A 13,988-nucleotide genomic window follows, 5' to 3' on the forward strand; every position below is an offset into this window, starting at 1 on the left:
GCGCCCCCGTGACAGCCGAGCCGACCATGGCGGACGGGATGACGCGGAGCGGGTCGACCGCGGCGAACGGGATCGCTCCCTCCGAGATGAACGACGCGCCCAGCAGGTAGGCCGCCTTGCCGTTCTGACGCTCCGCGTCGGTGAACAGGCGCTTGCGGAGCGACGTCGCCAGGGCCAGGCCCAGCGGCGGAGTCATGCCCGCCGCCATCACGATCGCCATCACCTTGAACTGCACCGAGTTCGGGTCGCCGTCGGCGGGGACGGAGGCGAGACCGGTGGTCGCGAAGGCGTAGGCCACCTTGTTGACCGGGCCGCCCATGTCGAACGCCATCATCAGCCCCAGGATGATGCCCAGGATGATCAGGTTGCCGCCGGTCAGGCCCGAGAGCCAGGCCGAGAGGCCCTCGCTGAGCGCGCGGAGCGGAGCACCGAGCACCACGAACATCAGGAAGCCGGTGATGAAGGTGGCGATCAGGGGGATGATCACGACGGGCATCAGCGACTTGAACGCCGCGGGGAGCTTGATCCGCGAGATGTACAGGGCCGCGTAGCCGGCGATGAACCCCGAGGCGAGACCGCCCAGGAAGCCCGCACCCACGGTGACCGCGACCGCGCCGCCGAGGAAGCCCGGCGCGATGCCGGGGCGGTCGGCGATGCCGAAGGCGATGAAGCCCGAGAGCACCGGCACCAGGAACGCGAACGTCGCGCTCCCGATCAGGAACATCACTCCGGCCCAGTCGGTGAGGTTCGCGACGTTGAACCCGTTGTCGATGATCTGCTGTGCCGTGAAGTCGACGATCCGGTAGCCGCCGAACAGGAACGACAGGGCGATCAGCAGACCGCCCGCCGCGACGAACGGGATCATGTACGAGACGCCGGTCATCAGGTTCTGGCGGATGCGCGTGCCGACGCCGACCTTCTTCGGCGCCGCGGGGGCCGCTGCCGGGGCCGTGCGGGCGGAGGCGGCGGCGGTGCCGGTTCCGCGCAGGGCCAGAGCGCGGTCGAGGACCTCGTCCGGCTTCGACAGGGCCTCGGCGACGCCCACCTGGAGGATCGGCTTGCCGGCGAACCGGTCCTTGCCGCGGACCTCGAGGTCGGCGGCGAGGATGACGACGTCCGCGGCGGCGATGTCGGCCGCGGTCATCTCGTCCGAGCCGGCCGCGCCCTGGGTCTCGACGTGGATCGGGTAGCCGCGCTTCTTCGCGGCCTGCTCGAGCGCCTCCGCCGCCATGTAGGTGTGGGCGATGCCCGCGATGCAGCTGGTCACGGCGACGAAGCGCGGTCCGGAGGCGGGGCTCGCGGCGGGCGCGTCCTGCACCGTCGCGACGGCGCGGTCGATGACCTCGGCCGCCTTCGCGAGCGCCTCCGACGTGCCCACCTCGAGGGTGGGCTTCCCGGCGAAGCGCTCCTTGCCGCGGACCTCGAGGTCGGCGGCGAGGATCACGACGTCGGCCTCGGCGATCGTCTGGTCGGACATGGGGTCGGAGCCCGCGGCGCCCTGGGTCTCGACCTGGATCGCGTACCCCTTCTTCTTCGCGGCCTGCTCGAGAGCCTCGGCCGCCATGTAGGTGTGCGCGATGCCGGCGATGCAGCTGGTGACGGCGACGATCCTCATGAGACGACGACCTCTCGGGCGATGATGTCCGCGACCTCCTGGCCGCTGGCGGCAGCGCGGAGGGAACCCGTGAAGGACTCGTGGATCAGCTTGCGGGCGAGCTGGGCGAGGATCTTGAGGTGCGCCTGGTCGGCGCCGTCCGGGGCCGCGATCAGGAAGATCAGGTCGGCCGGCCCGTCGGGGGCGCCGAAGTCGACGCCCTGCTTCGCGATGCCGACCGCCACGCTGGGCGAGACGACGTGGGAGGAGCGGGCGTGGGGGATCCCGATGCCGCCGGGCATGCCGGTGGCCATCTGCGACTCGCGGTCGCGGACGTCGGCGAGGAAGCCGTCGAGGTCGGTGACGCGGCCGGCGTCGGCGAGCGTCTTCGCGAGCTGCGCGGTGGCCTCGTCCTTCGTGGCGGCGGTGAGGTCGACGATGACCGTCGACGCCTCGGTGAGAGCAGTCATGCGCTCAGTTCTCCAATCGGGAGGGTGGGGTCGGGGTCCTCGACGACGGAGACGTCGTCGAGGTGGAGGGAGTCGGGACCCGGGGCTTCGCTGCCCGGGAGCTGGACGGCGGCGGTACCCCACGCGACTGCTGTCGCGAGGCGCTCCGCCTCCGTGGCGTCGACGGCCGAGAGGTAGCCGGCGAGCGTGCTGTCGCCGGCGCCGACGGTGCTGAGGGGCACGACGGCGGGAGCGCCCGCCCACCACGACGCGTGCGCCGTGACGAGGAGGGCGCCGTGCTCTCCGAGGCTGACGAGCGCTCGCGCCTCGGGCAGCTGCAGGAGTTCACGGGCTCCGGCGACGACGTCTCCGACCGTCGTCAGGGAGCGGCCGAGGAGCTCCTCGAGCTCCTCGAGGTTGGGCTTCACGAGGGTGGCGGTGCCGGCCGCGATGATCGCGGTCAGGGGGGCTCCCGACGTGTCGACGGCGAGGGGGACGCCGAAGTGCAGGGCGAGGCGGCCGAGGGCGGGGTAGAAGTCCGCTCCCAGTCCCGGGGGGACGCTGCCGCAGGCGACGAGCCAGCGGGGCGAGGCCGAGACGTGCTCGCCGATCAGCTCGGAGAGGGCGCGAGCCTCCTCCTCCGTGACGGCGGGGCCGGGCTCGTTGATCTTGGTGGTGCGGCCGGTCCGGTCGTCGACCACGGTGATGTTGGTGCGGATCGGGTGGGCGATCGCCGCACTGGCCGAGCGGACTCCGGCGGCCCGGAGCATCGTGGACAGGTCGAGGCCGGTGGAGGCGTCCGCCGGGTAGACCGCGGTCGCCTCGACGCCGTTGCGGGCGAGGGCACGGGCGACGTTGACGCCCTTGCCGGCCGGGTCGCGTCGCACGTCGTGGGCGCGGTTGACCTCGCCGACGGCGAAGCCGCTCGTGGAGAGGGTGACGTCGATGCTCGGGTTGGCGGTGACGGTGACGATCATGCGCGGACGACCTCCGGGCCGGCCGACTCGATGTCGTCGGCGAGCTCGTCGTCGACACCGGCGTCGGTGATGACGGTGTCGACCGTGGACAGCGGAGCGACGTGCCCGAAGTCCTGCCGGCCGAACTTGGAGTGGTCGGCGAGGACCACGACCCGGCGCGCGGAGGCGATGATCGCGGACTTGACGACGGCCTCGTCGAGATCGGGAGTAGTGAGCCCGCGCTCGAGACTGAGTCCGTTCGTGCCGATGAAGGCGACGTCCACCGAGACCGAGGAGAGGGCCTGGGCGGCCCACGGGCCGACGGCGGCCTGCGTCACTCCGCGCAGGTGCCCGCCGATGAGGTGGAGGTCGATGTTGGGCCGGCCGACGAGCGCCATCGCGACGGGGAGGGAGTGGGTGACGACCGTCAGCCGGCGGTCCAGGGGGAGCAGCTCCGCCAGCCGCACCGTGGTGGTGCCGGCGTCGATGGCGATCGAGCCGCCGTCGGGCACCTCGGCGAGAGCGGCGGTGGCGATGCGGTCCTTCTCGCCGGCGAGGTGTCCCTCGCGGGCGGCGACCTCGGGCTCGATGCCCAGGCGCTCGACGGGGATGGCGCCGCCGTGCGCTCGGCGCAGCAGGCCGCGCTTCTCGAGACTGGTGAGATCGCGGCGGATCGTCTCCGGCGTCACGGCGAGGGAGAGGGCGAGGTCGCGGACCTCGACGCGCCCGTCGGTGCGGGCGCGGTCCAGGATCGCCTGGTGCCGCTCCGGTGCGTACATGTGGACTCCGTCGTCTCGCCGTGGGTGGTGCGCCGGATCCGCGGTGTCGTTGCCGACCTCGGATCTGCGTTTACCTCTTTTTAGACCCGTTCGTGTGGGAAGTCAACAGAAACGGACAGACTCGGCAGGCCGATTCGGGCGCGGAGACGCAGGGCTTCCCGGGAAGCGGTCCGCCGGATCAGGCGGCGAGCTGCTCGAGCTCCTCCTCGAGCTGCGCGAGCTGGCGCTCCAGGCGCCGCCGTTTCAGGAGGGACGCCTCCGGCAATGCGGCCCGCAGGCGCTCGCGCTCGGCCTCGGCGAGAGTGCGGCGGGCGGTGCGCAGCTGCTCCTCCCGCTCCTTCTCGCGCTCCTCCGGGGTGAGCTTGCGCGCCGAGATCCCGGCATCGCTCATCCCGACGGAGATCCACGACGCCGCGATCAGGATCACCTGGCAGACGAGGTTGAACCAGATCAGAAGGCCGATGAGGACCGCGAACGAGGCGAGCAGCGGGTTGCGGGAGGCGCCGCCCAGCAGCTGCGTCCCGAGGACCTTGAGCGCTCCGAGGGCGATCCCGCCGAGCAGCGAGCCCGCCCAGAGGTTCTTCCACGGGATCGAGATGCCCGAGAGGACGCGGAAGGACCCGGCGAGCGTGCCCGTGTCGAGGGCGAGCATGATCAGCAGGCCCACCACGCTGCCGGCGAGGCGGCCGAGCATCGACTCGCTGCCGATCCCGAGGAAGTCGAACGCCACATCCACCAGCGAGGTCGAGAACACGGAGAGACCCGCCGAGACCAGCAGCACCGCTCCGAAGATCAGGGCGAGCCCCGCGTCCTTGAGCTTGAGCAGGACGAAGAGGGTCGTCGGTCCGGGGAGCGAGAAGAGCAGTCGCACCGCCTGGCGCAGGCTTCCCAGGAAGTTGAGCGCCGTCCAGAGCAGGCCGGCCGCTGCGATCGCGCCCGTCCAGCCGAGGATCGAGGAGTCGAGCAGGTCGTCGACCGACACGAGGGCGTTCTTCCCGCCGATCAGACCGGGCACCGAACGGGTCACCAGGTCGAGGAGGGAGTCGCGCAGGACCGAGTCGTCGCGCACCCAGAAGCCGAAGACGGCGAAGAAGACGAACAGCGCCGCGAAGACCGCGAACAGGGCCTGGAAGGCGAGTCCGGAGGCGAAGAGGGGCCCGCCGGTCTCGGAGTAGTGGAGCATCACCCGCACCGGCCGCGTCCGCATGATCCGCTCGAACAGGCCCGGGATCCCGCGGGGAGTGTCGGCCGCCTCGGTCATTCCTCCAGCGTAAAGCGCCCGTGCACGTCGGACGTCCCGGTGCACGCGCGATCGCGAGAACGCACGTGCACCGTGACCTCGAGCGCGCACCTCAGCGAGTCCGGCCTCGCGCCATGGTCCCCAGGATCACTGTCGAGGTCCGGGCCCAGTCGTGGACGACGTCGGCGTAGCTGAAGCGCAGCACCGTGTACCCGCTGAGCACGGCGGCGGCGTCGCGGCGCCGGTCGCGGGTGAACGCCTCGGCCGCGGTGTGCCAGCGGCGCCCGTCGAGTTCGATCACCAGCCAGTCGTCGATCAGCAGATCGACGCGTCCGACCCCGGGTATCTCCGCCTGGGGCCGGCAGCCGACGCCGCACGCGAGCAGCCGGAAGCGCGTGAGCGACTCGATGCCGGATTCGGCGCGGCCGTCGAAGGCGGACAGGAGCGGGTGCAGCCGGGCGGGGAGGAGCGCCATCGTGCCGGCGAGCAGTCCCGGACCGATGATCCCGCGGTGGAGAGCGGAGTCGACGACGGCGACGGACTCGTCGGACGGCTGACAGAGGAGGAGGTGCTCGAGCGCCCTCTCGGTCGAGGCCACGACGGCCGGTCCGGTCGGCATCGGGATGCGACGGCTCCAGTGCACCACCACGCCCGGGTCCGTGGTGCGCGCCCTGTTCGAGCTGTGGACGCCCAGGTGCAGGCGATCGTCCTCGGGCCGGTACGCGCCGCGGGCGTCGAAGAAGGACACGCACGAGACGAACCCCGCGTGGAGGACGGCCTGCTGCTGGTCAGCGCGGGCGTCCGCGGCGGCGAACCAGCCCGGCCGCAGTCGTGTCAGCGTGCCGTTGCGCACCGCCGCGCGGGGATCGACGCCGAGCGCGCGCAGACGGGAGAGGTGGAGGACGCCGGTGAGCACGGATCGAGTGTTCCGCCTGACTCCGCTGCTCGCCCGCCGCAACCGTCGACCTGGGGAGCCCCGTCCCGATCCGCCTCCTGTGGGGGAGCGGCCCGTGCACGGCAGAAGCCGCCGTGCACGCCGGATCCGAGGATCGAGCGTGCACGGCGGCTTCCGGCGTGCAGGTCAGGCGCGGCCGCGGATGACGGCCTGCTTCACCTCGGCGATCGCCTGCGTGATCTGGATGCCGCGCGGGCACGCCTCCGTGCAGTTGAAGGTCGTGCGGCAGCGCCACACGCCCTCCTTGTCGTTGAGGATGTCCAGGCGCGCTCCACCGGCGTCGTCGCGCGAGTCGAAGATGAAGCGGTGGGCGTTCACGATCGCCGCGGGGCCGAAGTACTGCCCGTCGGTCCAGAACACGGGGCAGGACGAGGTGCACGCGGCGCAGAGGATGCACTTCGTGGTGTCGTCGAAGCGGGCGCGGTCGGCGACCGACTGCACGCGCTCCTTGCCCTTGGGCGCCGGGGTGTTGGCGACCAGGAACGGCTGCACCTCGCGGTAGGAGGCGAAGAACGGCTCCATGTCCACGACGAGGTCCTTCTCGAGGGGCAGGCCCTTGATCGCCTCGATGTAGATCGGCTGCGAGATGTCGAGATCCTTGATCAGCGTCTTGCAGGCCAGACGGTTGCGGCCGTTGATCCGCATCGCGTCGGATCCGCAGATGCCGTGCGCGCACGAGCGGCGGAAGGTCAGCGACCCGTCCTGGTCCCACTTGATGCGGTGCAGGGCGTCGAGGACGCGGTCGGTCGAGTACATCTCGACGTCGAAGTCCTGCCAGCGCGGCTCCGCGTCCACCTCGGGGTCGAAGCGGCGGATGATGAACGTGACGGTGAACGCCTCCGGGGCCGCAGGGGCGGCGGGCGGCTGCTCGAGGGTAGCGGTCGACACGGCTAGTACTTCCTCTCCATCGGCTGGTACCGGGTGATCACGACGGGCTTCCAGTCGAGCCGGATGTGGTCACCGGCGTCGGAGGAGTGGGCGTCACCGGAGAGGTACGCCATCGTGTGCTGCATGTAGTTCTCGTCGTCGCGCTTGGGGAAGTCGTCGCGCATGTGGCCGCCGCGGCTCTCCTTGCGGTTGCGCGCCGAGTAGACGACGACCTCGGCGAGGTCGAGCAGGAAGCCCAGCTCGACGGCCTCGAGGAGGTCGGTGTTGAAGCGCTTGCCCTTGTCCTGCACCGAGATGTTGCGGAACCGGTCGCGCAGGCGCTGGATGGTCCCGGTGACGGACTCGAGGGACTCGTCGGTGCGGAACACCTGGGCGTTCTTGTCCATCTCGTCCTGCAACTCCTTGCGGATCGAGGCGATCCGCTCGGTGCCGGTCGCGGAGCGGAGCGAGGCGAGCATGTCGCGGATCGCGCCGGCCGGGTCGGCGGGCAGGGGGGTGAAGTCGACCGTCTTGGCGTAGTCGGCGGCGTTGTTGCCGCTGCGCTTGCCGAAGACGTTGATGTCGAGCAGGGAGTTGGTGCCGAGGCGGTTGGAGCCGTGCACCGAGACGCACGCGCACTCGCCGGCGGCGTAGAGGCCGGGGACGACGGTCGTGTTGTCCGAAAGCACCTCGGCCTTGACGTTGGTCGGGATGCCGCCCATCGCGTAGTGCGCGGTCGGCATGACCGGGACCGGCTCGACGACCGGGTCGACGCCCAGGTAAGTGCGGGCGAACTCCGTGATGTCGGGGAGCTTGGTCTCGAGCACCTCGGCGCCCAGGTGGGTGCAGTCCAGCAGCACGTAGTCCTTGTGCGGGCCGGCGCCGCGCCCCTCCGCCACCTCCTGGACCATGCAGCGGGCGACGATGTCGCGCGGCGCCAGGTCCTTGATGGTGGGGGCGTAGCGCTCCATGAAGCGCTCGCCCGAGGCGTTGCGGAGGATCGCACCCTCTCCTCGCGCTCCCTCGGTGAGGAGGATGCCGAGGCCGGCGAGGCCGGTCGGGTGGAACTGGAAGAACTCCATGTCCTCCAGGGGGAGGCCCTTGCGCCAGATGATGCCGACGCCGTCGCCGGTGAGGGTGTGCGCGTTGGAGGTGGTCTTGTAGATCTTGCCGAAGCCGCCGGTCGCGAAGATGATCGCCTTCGCCTGGAAGACGTGCAGCTCGCCCGTGGCCAGCTCGTAGGCGACGACGCCGGAGGGCTTGGCCACTCCGTCGACCTCGGTCATCACCAGGTCGAGGACGTAGAACTCGTTGTAGAAGTTGATGCCGAGCCGGACGCAGTTCTGGAACAGCGTCTGCAGGATCATGTGGCCGGTGCGGTCGGCCGCGTAGCAGGCCCGGCGGACGGGCGCCTTGCCGTGGTCGCGGGTGTGACCGCCGAAGCGGCGCTGGTCGATCTTGCCCTCCTCGGTGCGGTTGAAGGGCAGGCCCATGTTCTCGAGGTCGATGACCGCGTCGATGGCCTCCTTCGCGAGGATCTCGGCAGCGTCCTGATCGACGAGGTAGTCGCCGCCCTTGACGGTGTCGAAGGTGTGCCACTCCCAGCTGTCCTCCTCGACGTTCGCGAGGGCGGCGGCCATGCCGCCCTGCGCCGCTCCGGTGTGGGAGCGGGTCGGGTACAGCTTCGAGATCACGGCCGTCTTCGCCTTGGGGCCGGCCTCGATGGCCGCGCGCATCCCGGCACCGCCGGCGCCGACGATGACGACGTCGAACTGGTGGTAGTGGACGCCGTCGGGTCCGACGGTCTGCGCGAAGGCGCTCTGGTCGGCGCCGGTGTGGGAGTGGCCTGGTGTGCTCACGGGGTGGGTGCTCCGTCGTACGGGGTTGGGAGGGGGAGGTGCCGGGACGCGGTTGCGCGGACCGGGAAGGGCGTGGGCCCCTCTCCGATCCGCGGCGCCGTGGTCACGCTGCGCAGAAGGAGGGCAGCAGGTCCGCGGCGGTGCCGGCGGGGCACGGGTCGAACGCGAAGACGACCCAGGTGCCGAGCGCGATCAGCGCGACGACGGCGACGAGGATGCCGCCCTTGAAGGCCTTGGCCAGCAGGGGCGAGGTCGCGTAGTCGTTGACCAGCGTCCGCATGCCGTTGCCGCCGTGGATCAGCGCGAGCCACAGCATGAGGACGTCCCACCACTGCCAGAACGGGTTCGCCAGCTTGCCGCCGACGAAGCCGAAGTCGATGGCCTTGATGCCGTCGCCCAGCAGCAGGTTGTAGATGAGGTGCCCGAAGATCAGGACGATCAGCACGACGCCGGAGGCACGCATGTAGATCCAGCCCCACTTCTCCCAGTTGGTACCGGAGGAGCGGGTCGGGGTGTGCGGGGTCCGCGGTGCGGCGACGGTGCTCACTGCGCACCCCCCTCGCTGAAGACGTTGATCAGGTGGCGCGGCGCGAAGCCGAGCATCAGCACGACCCAGAGGCCCATGACGACCCAGAAGAGGACGCGCTGGTTGCGGGTCGCCCAGCTCCAGAAGTCGACCAGGATGATCCGCAGGCCGTTCAGCGCGTGGAACGCGATGGCGCCCACGAGCCCGGTCTCGCCGAGTCCCATGATCGGGTTCTTGTACGTCCCGATGACCGCGTTGTACGCCTCGGGGCTCACGGCGATGAGAGCGGAGTCGAGGACGTGGACGAGGAGGAAGAAGAAGATGGCGACACCGGTGATCCGGTGGAGCACCCACGACCACATGCCTTCGCGACCGCGGTAGAGGGTGCCGGCCGGACGCCGGATCTTCCCCTGCTTCCGGGGTGCGAGGGTTTGAGCAGCTTGAACTGACACGAACAACCCTCCCTGGTTGTGCTCCGACGGCCTGACCTGTTCCCACGTCGCGTGGACGGGGACGGGGCGGGGAGCGACGAGAAACTCGCCCTCCGATTCTAAGCGGGTGCGCAGGCGGGCGCGGCTTAGGCGAGCCTTAGCTGCGGGCCTCAGCTGCGGGGCAAGGCGAGGGCGGGCGCCCCCGCGGTCGCGTAGTGCGCGAGGAGCTCGTCGGTGAGCGCGCTCCAGGTGCGGTGGAGCACGCGGCGGCGGCCCGCCTCGCCGAGCCGGGCGCGCAGTGCGGGATCGCGGACCAGGCGCTCCACCTGCCGGCGCAGGTCGGAGTCGCTCTCGGGCGCGTAGAGCAGGCCGTCCACGCCGTGCTCGACGAGGTCGGTGGGTCCGCCCGCGTGGGGCGCGACCACCGCGGTGCCGGACGCCTGCGCCTCCTGGACGGTCTGGCCGAACGTCTCCTCCGTGCCCGTGTGCACGAAGACGTCGAGCGCGGCGAAGACCGCCGGCAGCCGGTCGCCGTCGAGCCGGCCGAGCATCCGCGCCGCCGGGCCCAGGGCGGCGGCGACCCGGGCGGAGGAGGGGCCGTAGCCGCCCACCACGAGCTCGGCGTGCGGGACGGAGGCGAGTGCCGCCATCCGCTCCACCCTCTTCTCGGGGGAGAGGCGCCCGATGTAGCCGACGAGCGCGTCCTCGGCGCCGAGTCCGGCCCGGACCGCCTGCGCGTAGGGGGAGGAGCGGCGGCGCGGGTGGAATCGCTCGCTCTGCACGCCGCGGCCCCACAGCGCGGTGCGCTCGATGCCGGCGGCGGCGAGGTCGTCGAGGGCGCTGGTGGAGGGGGCGAGGGTCAGGTCCGCCCCGGCGTGGATCTGGCGGATCACCCGCCACGCGAGGGCGCGGGCGCCGCGGATGCCGTAGCGGGCCGCGAACCGCGCGACGTCCGTCTGGTAGATCGCGACACTCGGCACGCCGAGCCGGCCTGCCGAGGCGATGGCGCGGGCGCCGAGGAGGAAGGGCGAGGCGACGTGCACGACGTCGGGTTCGAAGTCGGCCAGCTCCCGGGTGAGGGCGAGCGTGGGGATCCCGACCGGGAAGTCGCGGTAGGCGATCGCCGGGTGCTCCACAACGCGGTGGCCCGCGTAGTGGCCCGGCGCCCCCGCGGCCGGGCAGACGACGAGCGCCTCGATCCCGCGCTCCGCGAACTCGTCGAGCACCCGCAGGACGCTCGTGGTCACGCCGTTCAACGACGGCAGGAAGCTCTCGGTGACGACCGCGACTCTCACGCCCCGGACGCTACGGCGGCGGGATGAACGGCGGCGCGCGCCCGGGTGAACGGACGGTCGCGCTCGGGCTCCCTTGTATCCTGCGGACATGACATCACCTGAGACCGATGGCCGCGCCCCGCTCGACCGCTTCTACAGCGTGATCCCCGCCGGCGGGATCGGCTCGAGGCTGTGGCCGCTCTCCCGGGCCGACGCCCCGAAGTTCCTGCACGATCTGACGGGATCGGGACAGACCCTGCTCCGCGACACCTGGGACCGCCTCGCGCCCATCTCGGGCGCCGACCGGATCATGGTCGTCACCGGCCGCGCGCACCGGGCCGCCGTCGAGGAGCAGCTCGAGAGCCTCGAGGACCTCAACGTCGTCCTCGAGAGCGAGCCGCGCGACTCCTCCGCCGCGATCGGCCTGGCCGCCGCCATCCTCGAGCGCCGCCAGCCGGGCGTGATCATCGGCTCGTTCGCCGCCGACCACGTCATCAGCGGCCAGCAGCTCTTCCACGACGCGGTCGCCGAGGCCGTCGTCGCGGCGGACGCGGGCTACATCGCGACCATCGGCATCACGCCGACCGAGCCGGCCGTGGGCTTCGGCTACATCCGCACGGGGAAGCACCTCGGGATCGACGGGGCGACGCACACGCTCGCCGTCGACTCCTTCGTCGAGAAGCCCGACGCCGACACGGCGCGCGCCTACCTCTCCAGCGGTCAGTACCTCTGGAACGCGGGCATGTTCATCGCCCGCGCCGACCGCCTCCTCGAGGAGCTCGGCCGCGCCAAGCCGAAGCTGCTCGCCGGGCTGCTCGAGCTCGCCGCCGCCTGGGACACCCCGGAGCGCGGTGCGGTCGTCGACCGCATCTGGCCGGGCCTGGAGAAGATCGCGATCGACTACTCCGTCGCCGAGCCGGCTGCGGCCGCGGGCAAGCTGGCCGTCGTGCCGGGCCACTTCTCGTGGGACGACGTGGGCGACTTCGCGTCCATCGCGAAGCTGCACTCGAGCGGTCTCCGCTCGGACCTCGCCATCCTCGGCGAGGACGCCCGCGTGCTGGCCGACTCCGCGACGGGCATCGTCGTGAGCGGCGGCAACCGCACCATCGCCCTCATCGGAGTGAAGGACATCGTCGTCGTGGACACCCCCGACGCGCTCCTGGTCACCACGACCGAGAACGCCCAGAAGGTCAAGGGCGTCGTCGACGCCCTGCGCCTCTCCGGCCGCACCGACGTCCTCTAGCCCTCCGTCCCCCTCTGTCGAAGCGCGGCCCTCCCTCGGAGGCGCCGCGCTTCGCCGTTCGCGCGTCCGCCGGCGCCGCGCGCGCGTCCCGATACGCCGCTGCACGGCTGCTGGACCTGCGAGGAGGGGGTACGTCGGGGGTCTCGATACGCTGCTGCGCGGCTACTCGACCAGCAGGGAGGGCGGGAGTACGTCTCGGGGGTGTCGATACGCCGCTGCGCGGCTACTCGACCAGTGAGGGGGGTCTCGATGCGCCGCTCCGCGGCTGCTCGACTATCACCGGGTGACACGACACCCGTCCCGTCCCGACCGCGCGCAGCGCGGAGCCCGCCCGAACGCCCTCGACCGCCGACAGCCGGGAGAGGGCCGCGAGCCGGAATCGCGTGCCAGCGATTCCGGCCAGCCCGACGCGACCCGCTCTGCGGATCGCACCCCGTCGCGGAGCCGACCGCGCCCTGTGATGCGCTCCGCGCATCACAGGAAGATCAACACTGTGTAACTCTTCCTGACCACCACCGTGCGGGCGGCTGAGCGGCTTGTCACATTGGGTAACGTGTGGGGATCGACGCTCTGCTGCGCTCGTCGCGCGGGGCCGCATTCCTGGAGGACGACATCTTGACTATCACCTCGCGTAAGGCCGCGTTCGGCGGTCTCGCCGCCCTCGGCGTCACCGCGCTTCTCGCCGGTTGCGCCTCCGCCCCCGAGGAGAGCGGCTCCAGCGCCGCCGCCGGTGGCGACTTCCTGCCCTGCATGGTGTCCGACGCGGGCGGGTTCGACGACAAGTCGTTCAACGAGCTCGGCTACAACGGCCTCGTGAAGGCCTCGGAGGACCTCGGGGTCACGCCGAAGACCGTCACCTCGGAGTCCGAGACGGACTACGCCCCGAACCTGACCAGCCTCGTCGACCAGGGCTGCAACCTGATCATCACCGTCGGCTTCGCGCTGGCCGAGGCCACGTCGGCCGCGGCCGAGGCGAACACCGACATCGACTTCGCGATCATCGACGACGCGACGATCGACCTGCCGAACGTCAAGCCGATCACATTCGACACCTCGCAGGCGGCGTTCCTCGCCGGCTACGCGGCCGCCTCGTACTCCACGACCGGCGTCGTCGGCACCTACGGCGGCCAGCAGTTCCCGACCGTCACGATCTTCATGGACGGCTACGCCGACGGCGTGAAGTACTACAACGAGCAGAAGGGGAAGGACGTCAAGGTCGTCGGCTGGGACGTCGACGCGCAGACCGGCTCCTTCACCGGAGGCTTCGCGGCGGGCGTCGAGGCCAAGTCGGCCGCGCAGTCGCTGATCGACCAGAACGCGGACGTCATCCTCCCCGTCGGCGGTCCGATCTTCCAGTCGGCGATCGAGGCGATCCGCGACTCCGGCAAGGACATCGCGATGGTCGGCGTGGACGCGGACCTCTACGAGACCTACCCCGACGGCGCCGACCTGTACCTGACCTCGATCCTCAAGGGCATCGAGGCCGGCACGACCGACGTCACCAGCTCCGCCGGAGCCGACGACTTCGACCCCACCCCCTTCGTGGGCACCCTCGAGAACGACGGAGTCGGCATCGCGCCGTTCCACGACTTCGAGTCGAAGGTCTCGGGCGACCTGCAGGGCGAGCTCGACACCATCAAGGCGGGCATCATCGACGGCTCCATCACCGTCACCTCCCCGTCCGCTCCCGCGGCGTCCTAGTCGCTTCCTCGAAGAGGCCGGCGGGCCCGAGCACACCTCGGGCCCGCCGGCCTCTTCGTCGGTCCGGCGGGCGGATCGGCTCCGCTCCGTCCATCGATCCCATTCGGCGGCGCA

The 13,988-nt window shown here is 71.3% G+C and carries 13 protein-coding genes; 2 read left to right on the forward strand and 11 right to left on the reverse strand.

The features are described from left to right. The 11 genes from C5D44_RS08255 to C5D44_RS08305 form a co-directional block, all read right to left on the reverse strand. The coding region (locus C5D44_RS08255; RefSeq protein WP_104281373.1) for a PTS fructose-like transporter subunit IIB at positions 1-1,615 on the reverse strand (1,615 nt) is incomplete at its 3' end. After that, the gene (locus C5D44_RS08260; RefSeq protein ID WP_097166616.1) at positions 1,612-2,064 is read right to left on the reverse strand and encodes a PTS sugar transporter subunit IIA; all 453 of its coding nucleotides are present in this window, start codon (positions 2,062-2,064) and stop codon (positions 1,612-1,614) included. The genes C5D44_RS08255 and C5D44_RS08260, both read right to left, overlap by 4 nt. Next, on the reverse strand, positions 2,061-3,020 hold the full coding sequence (locus tag C5D44_RS08265; RefSeq protein ID WP_104281374.1) for a 1-phosphofructokinase family hexose kinase: 960 nt from the start codon (positions 3,018-3,020) through the stop codon (positions 2,061-2,063). The genes C5D44_RS08260 and C5D44_RS08265 overlap by 4 nt, the downstream gene beginning before the upstream one ends. Then, on the reverse strand, positions 3,017-3,778 hold the full coding sequence (locus tag C5D44_RS08270) for a DeoR/GlpR family DNA-binding transcription regulator (RefSeq protein ID WP_104281375.1): 762 nt from the start codon (positions 3,776-3,778) through the stop codon (positions 3,017-3,019). Before C5D44_RS08270 ends, C5D44_RS08265 begins: the two co-directional genes overlap by 4 nt. Before the next feature lie 178 nt (positions 3,779-3,956). Beyond that, a complete protein-coding gene (locus C5D44_RS08275; protein WP_104281376.1) occupies positions 3,957-5,039 on the reverse strand; it encodes a YhjD/YihY/BrkB family envelope integrity protein in 1,083 nt (360 codons plus the stop codon). 91 nt (positions 5,040-5,130) lie between these two features. Continuing rightward, complete coding sequence (locus tag C5D44_RS08280; RefSeq protein ID WP_104275352.1) at positions 5,131-5,934, reverse strand: endonuclease domain-containing protein; 804 nt, start codon at positions 5,932-5,934, stop codon at positions 5,131-5,133. Positions 5,935-6,099: 165 nt separating this feature from the next. Next, positions 6,100-6,861: a succinate dehydrogenase iron-sulfur subunit gene (locus tag C5D44_RS08285; protein WP_068254543.1), complete on the reverse strand. Its 762-nt coding sequence runs from the start codon at positions 6,859-6,861 to the stop codon at positions 6,100-6,102. Positions 6,862-6,863: 2 nt separating this feature from the next. Further along, positions 6,864-8,600, reverse strand: a complete 1,737-nt coding sequence (gene sdhA / locus C5D44_RS08290) for a succinate dehydrogenase flavoprotein subunit (RefSeq protein WP_104281414.1) — start codon at positions 8,598-8,600, stop codon at positions 6,864-6,866. A 202-nt stretch (positions 8,601-8,802) separates the two neighbouring features. Beyond that, positions 8,803-9,246: a succinate dehydrogenase hydrophobic membrane anchor subunit gene (locus C5D44_RS08295; protein ID WP_104223187.1), complete on the reverse strand. Its 444-nt coding sequence runs from the start codon at positions 9,244-9,246 to the stop codon at positions 8,803-8,805. Then, positions 9,243-9,677, reverse strand: a complete 435-nt coding sequence (gene sdhC, locus C5D44_RS08300) for a succinate dehydrogenase, cytochrome b556 subunit (RefSeq protein ID WP_258067919.1) — start codon at positions 9,675-9,677, stop codon at positions 9,243-9,245. The genes C5D44_RS08295 and sdhC overlap by 4 nt, the downstream gene beginning before the upstream one ends. A 149-nt stretch (positions 9,678-9,826) precedes the next feature. Then, complete coding sequence (locus tag C5D44_RS08305) at positions 9,827-10,951, reverse strand: glycosyltransferase family 1 protein (RefSeq protein ID WP_104281377.1); 1,125 nt, start codon at positions 10,949-10,951, stop codon at positions 9,827-9,829. Positions 10,952-11,039: 88 nt separating this feature from the next. Between C5D44_RS08305 and C5D44_RS08310 the strand changes: the two genes are divergently transcribed. Together C5D44_RS08310 and C5D44_RS08315 are read left to right on the forward strand one after the other, a co-directional pair. Next, entirely contained in the window at positions 11,040-12,173 is a 1,134-nt protein-coding gene (locus C5D44_RS08310; protein WP_104223184.1) for a mannose-1-phosphate guanylyltransferase, read from the forward strand. 615 nt (positions 12,174-12,788) lie between these two features. Then, on the forward strand, positions 12,789-13,874 hold the full coding sequence (locus C5D44_RS08315) for a BMP family protein (RefSeq protein WP_104275350.1): 1,086 nt from the start codon (positions 12,789-12,791) through the stop codon (positions 13,872-13,874). Positions 13,875-13,988: the final 114 nt, after the last annotated feature.

It is taken from the genome of Rathayibacter sp. AY1B5, assembly GCF_002932795.1.
GTDB lineage: Bacteria > Actinomycetota > Actinomycetes > Actinomycetales > Microbacteriaceae > Rathayibacter.